Annotated in this window: 5 protein-coding genes; 2 read left to right on the forward strand and 3 right to left on the reverse strand. The window is 68.1% G+C overall.

All coding sequences use genetic code 11. The features are described 5' to 3' along the window. From sppA to ABDV68_RS18055, 3 genes are all read right to left on the reverse strand, one after another. Positions 1-1,359, reverse strand: a 1,359-nt coding sequence (gene sppA, locus ABDV68_RS18045) for a signal peptide peptidase SppA (RefSeq protein ID WP_343521485.1), incomplete at its 3' end; no start/stop codon positions are given. 219 nt (positions 1,360-1,578) lie between these two features. Continuing rightward, positions 1,579-3,165: a ShlB/FhaC/HecB family hemolysin secretion/activation protein gene (locus ABDV68_RS18050; RefSeq protein WP_343521486.1), complete on the reverse strand. Its 1,587-nt coding sequence runs from the start codon at positions 3,163-3,165 to the stop codon at positions 1,579-1,581. 63 nt (positions 3,166-3,228) lie between these two features. Then, the gene (locus ABDV68_RS18055; protein WP_343521487.1) at positions 3,229-4,026 is read right to left on the reverse strand and encodes a hypothetical protein; all 798 of its coding nucleotides are present in this window, start codon (positions 4,024-4,026) and stop codon (positions 3,229-3,231) included. A gap of 289 nt (positions 4,027-4,315) precedes the next feature. On the opposite strand from ABDV68_RS18055, the gene groES reads away from it, so the two are divergent. Next, positions 4,316-4,603 carry a co-chaperone GroES gene (groES, locus tag ABDV68_RS18060; protein WP_265117258.1) on the forward strand — a complete coding sequence of 96 codons (288 nt, stop codon included), beginning with the start codon at positions 4,316-4,318 and terminating at the stop codon, positions 4,601-4,603. 63 nt (positions 4,604-4,666) lie between these two features. After that, positions 4,667-5,748 (forward strand): chaperonin GroEL (groL, locus tag ABDV68_RS18065; protein WP_343521488.1); only part of this gene is annotated, 1,082 nt, incomplete at its 3' end.

The raw sequence follows: 5,748 nt of genomic DNA on the forward strand, positions 1-5,748 counted from the left end.
GCCGGCATAGACGTCGGGCTGACCGGTCAGCGGCGTGGTCTTCACGCCGTCGCTGGTCACGCCGATCTTGGCGAGCGTGTTCTCGAAGGTCGGGATGATGCCGAAGATGCCGATCGATCCGGTGATCGTGTTGGGCTCGGCGAAGATCACGTCGCCCGGGGTCGACACCCAGTATCCGCCCGATGCGGCGAGGCTGCCCATCGACACCACCACCGGCAGCCCCTGCGCCTTGGCCTGCAGGATCGCCTGGCGGATGCGCTCCGAGGCCAGCGCCGACCCGCCCGGCGAGTCGACGCGCACCACCAGCGCCTTCAATTTCTTCTCGGCCAGCCCCTTGAGCAGCAGCGCCGAGACGGTGTCGCCGCCCGCGGTGCCCGGCCCGGCCTTGCCGTCGACGATCTCGCCCGCGACGGTGATCACGCCGATCGCGTCGCCGGTCCTGGGCGCCGGATTGGCTTCGAGCCAGTTGGCGAGCTTGATCGCCCTGTAGCTTCCGGCGGACTTGCCGGCATCGGCGCCCGCGATCTCGGCGACGCGCTTGCCGAACGCCAGCCGGTCGCCGCGCTTGTCGACCAGCCCCAGTCGCTCGTTGGCCAGCGCGATGTCGCCGTTCGCCGCCGCGACGATCGTGTCGGGCTGGGCGATCATCTCGCGCAGCTTGACCTTGGGCCGCGCCTTCGCGACCGCTTCCTGCCACTGGCCGAAGATCGCGCCGTACAGCGCCTCGTTCGCCTCGCGCGCCTCGGGCGACTGGCCGGTCAGGATATAGGGCTCGACCGCCGACTTGAACTTGCCGACCTTGTAGACGTGGGTGGTGACGCCGAGCTTGTCGATCAGCCCCTTGTAATAGAGCCGCGATCCGCCCGGTCCCGTGAACAGCGTGCCGCCCAGCGGATCGACCCAGATCTCGCTCGCATTGGCGGCGAGCAGATAGCCGCTGTCGCTATAGCCCGTGGCATAGGCGAGCACCGGCTTGCCCGCCGCGCGCACCCGCGCGACCGCCTGGCCGACTTCGGCGACCGCGGCCGGATAGCCGCCCATGAACCGGTCGAGATCGAGCACCACCGCCTTGACGCGGCTGTCGCCCTTGGCCGCGTCGAGCGCGCGCACGAGGTCGCGCATGCGATATTCCTTGATCGTCTCGCCGCCACCGAATGCGGCGAACGGATCGGCCTGGCTCGGCTGCTCGACGATCATGCCGTCGATGTCGAGCACCAAGGCCCCGTCGCGCACCGCCGCCGGGTTGGGGCGGGCCGAGAGCACGGCGAAGAGGGCGATGAAGAACAGCAGCATGAACAGCAGCACCAGCGCATCCTTGATGCCAACCAGCAGCTTCCATGCGCCGCGAACCAGTTTCACGTGTCGATGCTCCTCGGATTGCCCCCCGCCTCTTGACGCACAGGCACAGCTTTGGAGCAACCCCTAACCGCCCTGTGTTAGTAAGGCAACACAGACGAGCCCCATGCCCCCAATCGTCACCCCGGCCTTGAGCCGGGGCGGAGCTTCTTCTTCCTGAGCGGCGGCAAAAACAGAACAGCCCTGTCCCGGCTCGAGGCCGGGATGACGATGAAGGTCGCCCTACAGCGACAGCTTCCACCTCACCGAAATCCGCCAGTCCTCGTCGAACGCGGGATAGGGGTCGTCGATCGCGGTCGCCGCCTCCAGCCCAAGCTCGGCCTTCTCCTTGAACTTGACGCGCCCGCCGAACCCGGCCGAGGCCATCGCCAGGTCGATCGCGGGATCCACGCCGCGCGGCGCGATGCCGATCCAGGCGCGGTCGGCAAAAGCATAGAGCTCGCTGGCCGCGAACGCCCCGCCCTTGACCGGCCGCACCGCGACCTCGCCGAGCGCGCCCGCGCCCTTGTCGGCGGTGAGGAAGGCGGTGTCGAACGCGCGGCCGAGCGTCTCGCCGCCGACCGCGAAGCGCTCGGCTGCGGGCAGCCGGTCGCCGCTATACTGGCCTGACAGGTTCAGGCGCAGCGTCAGCCCCTTGCCTACCGCCTGCGCCGCGCTCGCCGCGCCGCTGACCTTGCGGAAGCGCTTCTCCGCGAACGGCTCGATCACCCGCGCGCCGAGGATGTCGAGGCCTTGCGACGCCGCGGCATTGACTGCCCAGGACCGTCTCTCGCGCGTGTCGGCGATCCCCGCCGCGACGCGCAGCGCGCGCGTGCGCTCGGTCGCGATGAGGTTGCCGAGCACGGCATTGTCGCTGTTGATCCCGTCGACGCCCAGGCTCAGGTCCGCGGCGCGGTGGAAGCCGCGCACCAGCGGGTAGTTGAGCGAGATCCCGGCGAGCTTGGCGGTGCCCTTGCCGGCGAAGCCGCGCGGTCGCGTCTCGAGCCAGGCGGCGTTCGCCGCGATCGTCAGCCCGCTCGCCGTCAGCGGCGCCTGATAGCCCGCCGCGGCATAGCGGTAGCGCCTGAGGTCGCTCGCCGACGACAGGCCGAAGGTCAGCTGGTCGCCCTCGCCGGCCACGCCATAGAATTCGGCGTTGAGGTCGAACTGGCCGTCGCCGGTCAGGTCGACGCCGCGATTGCTGAACCCCGCGCTGATCTTGCGGCGCTTCTGCTTGGGCGTGAGCGTCAGCTTGAGCGCGCCATCGGCCTGCGGATCGTCGAACCTGGGCTCGACCGTCAGGCCCGGCATGGCGCGGATCAGCGTGAACTGCCGCTCGAATGTCGCGCGCGTGAGCGGTTCCTCGGTCGTCATCCGCCCGGCGCGCGCCGCGAGCAGCTTGTGCTTGCCGCGCGGGGCGTCGATCTCGACTTGCGCGATCCGGCCCTCGGTCAGCAGCACCTCGACCACGTCGTTGGCGAAGTCCTGCTCGGGGATCGCGATCGTGTAGAGCGCGACATTGCTCCTGCCATAAGCGCGCGACAGCGTGCCGGCGAGCTCGGCGAGCGTCTCGCTGGTCATCGGCTTGCCGAGGAAGCCCTCGGCCGCGCGTGCGACCGGCCGCGGCGCCTCGGCGCCACGAAAGCGGATGCCGCGGATCGGGCGACCAGTGCCGCTGGTCTTGACCTTCGCGCGCTCGATTGGGGGCGCGGGCTTGAGCTGCGGCGCCGGCGCACGCGGGCGGTCGATGCGGTTGCGGTCGATCAGCCGGGAGCCGTCCTGCGGGTCCGCAGCCGCCCCGGCCAGCGCCATCATGGCTGCCAGCATCATGCTTTCCATCCTCGCTATGGAAAGGCGGGCCGCGCGCCGGACAGCGGCGCGCGGGCCGGAGGGTCAGTTCCCCTTTTTGGGTTTGAGCCCGCCGAGCAACCCGCCATTCTGGCCGTTGCCGCCGAGCGCGCCCGTCACCGTTCCGACCGTCCCGCCGACCACGCCCTTGGTCGTGTCGACGAGCCCGCCCGCCGTGCCGCCCAGCAGGCCGCCATTGGCGCCCGTGCCGTTGACGTCGAGCGCGAGCAGCTTGCCGCCGGTTCCGGCGCTCACCGTCGCCAGCTGGCCGGTGCTGGGGTTCTGCGCGAGCACGTTGAGCCCTAGCAGGGACTTCGACCCCTCGGGCGCCGCGATCACCTGGCCCTTGCCGAGGTCGATCGCGACCAGCGCGCCGAGCTTGCCGCCGACCCCGTCGAGGATCAGCCCGCCGCCGCCGCTGCCGTCGCCCAGATTGACCAGGGTCTGGCCGGTCCGGTCGAGCACCCGCGTCACCGTGCCGGTGACGATGCCGGTCGCGGGCAGCTTGCCGTTGACCACTTGCGCCAGCCGGTCGTGCTTGCCGGCGACGCCGATCACGGTGTTGCCCGCGGTCACGAGCAAGTTGCCGACCAGGCCGGTTTCGCCGCCCGAGCTGCCGGTCCCGCCCGAGCTGCTCGAACCGCCGGAGCTGCCCGAACCGCCCGAGCTGCTGCTCGATCCGCTTGAGCTCGAACCGCCCGAGCTGCTCGAGCCGCTGCCCGGCGGCGGATTGTCGCCGACCCAGCCGACCCGGTAGTTCCCCGAACTTTCGCATGCTGCCAGCGCCAGCGCTGCCACGGAGGCGAACGCCAGCGTCGGCCAAATGGCCGCTTTCCCAGTCATGATGCTTTTCCTCTCCTATTCGATACTTTGCGTACCGATAATTCGGAAAATCCTATTCGCGGCAGTGAGTTCCATTGACTTGGAACAAATCGTAGTTACTAAATTATTTATTTGCACGTTACTTGCATCTTCCTGTCAGACAGGATGAGTTCTCTACTCGCCAGATTCTTTTCTGACCCCGCCGCAGACCCCGTTGACGATGCCCGGCGCGGCATCCATATGCCGGCCGCTGGCACTCACTTCAGGGGAGTGCCAACAACGCTATCAACCAATGTTCAGGAGCGATCCCATGAACTTTCGTCCGCTGCACGACCGCGTGCTCGTTCGCCGCGTCGAGGCCGAGGCCAAGACCGCCGGCGGCATCATCATCCCCGACACCGCCCAGGAAAAGCCCCAGGAAGGCGAAGTCGTCGCCGCCGGCTCGGGCGCCAAGGCCGAGGATGGCAAGGTGACCCCGCTCGACGTCAAGGCGGGCGACCGCATCCTGTTCGGCAAGTGGTCGGGCACCGAGGTCAAGGTCAACGGCGAAGACCTGCTGATCATGAAGGAAAGCGACATTCTCGGGATCATCGGCTGAGCGCCTGACGACCCGTCGATAGTGTCAATCCAGAGTCAACTTCCAAACTGAAAGGGCAGTCACATGGCAGCCAAGGACGTCAAATTCTCGCGCGACGCGCGCGAGCGCATTCTCAAGGGCGTGGACATCCTCGCCGACGCGGTGAAGGTCACGCTGGGGCCGAAGGGCCGCAACGTCGTGATCGACAAGAGCTTCGGCGCGCCGCGCATCACCAAGGACGGCGTCACCGTCGCCAAGGAGATCGAGCTCAAGGACAAGTTCGAGAACATGGGCGCCCAGATGGTGCGCGAAGTGGCCTCGAAGACCAACGACATCGCCGGTGACGGCACTACCACCGCGACCGTGCTCGCCCAGGCGATCGTGCGCGAGGGCATGAAGTCGGTCGCCGCGGGCATGAACCCGATGGACCTCAAGCGCGGCATCGACCTCGCCGTGTCGAAGGTCGTCGACGACGTGAAGTCGCGTTCGAAGGCGGTCAGCGGCTCGAACGAGATCGCCCAGGTCGGCATCATCTCGGCCAATGGCGACCGCGAAGTCGGCGAGAAGATCGCCGAGGCGATGGAGAAGGTCGGCAAGGAAGGCGTGATCACCGTCGAAGAGGCGAAGGGTCTCGAGTTCGAGCTCGACGTCGTCGAGGGCATGCAGTTCGACCGCGGCTACCTCTCGCCCTATTTCATCACCAACCCCGAGAAGATGGCGGTCGAGCTCAACGATCCGTACATCCTGATCCACGAGAAGAAGCTGTCGTCGCTCCAGGCGATGCTGCCGATCCTCGAGGCGGTGGTGCAGTCGGGCCGTCCGCTGCTGATCATCGCCGAGGACATCGAGGGCGAGGCGCTCGCCACGCTCGTCGTGAACAAGCTGCGCGGTGGCCTCAAGGTCGCAGCGGTCAAGGCCCCGGGCTTCGGCGACCGCCGCAAGGCGATGCTGGAAGACATCGCGATCCTGACCAAGGGCGAAGTCATCAGCGAAGACCTGGGCATCAAGCTCGAGTCCGTCACGCTCGGCATGCTCGGCACCGCCAAGCGCGTCTCGATCGACAAGGACAACACCACCATCGTCGACGGTGCGGGTGAAGCCGAGGCGATCAAGGGCCGCACCGACGCGATCCGCCAGCAGATCGAAGTCACCACCAGCGATTACGA

Origin of the sequence: Sphingomonas sp. (genome assembly GCF_039595165.1) — a bacterium.
Classification (GTDB): Bacteria; Pseudomonadota; Alphaproteobacteria; order Sphingomonadales; family Sphingomonadaceae; genus Sphingomonas.

Bases quoted from the DNA above. Each gene is read 5' to 3' on its own strand.
- groES (WP_265117258.1), top strand. From the start codon at position 4,316: ATGAACTTTCGTCCGCTGCACGACCGCGTGCTCGTTCGCCGCGTCGAG.
- ABDV68_RS18055 (WP_343521487.1), bottom strand. From the start codon at position 4,026: ATGACTGGGAAAGCGGCCATTTGGCCGACGCTGGCGTTCGCCTCCGTG.
- ABDV68_RS18050 (WP_343521486.1), bottom strand. From the start codon at position 3,165: ATGATGCTGGCAGCCATGATGGCGCTGGCCGGGGCGGCTGCGGACCCG.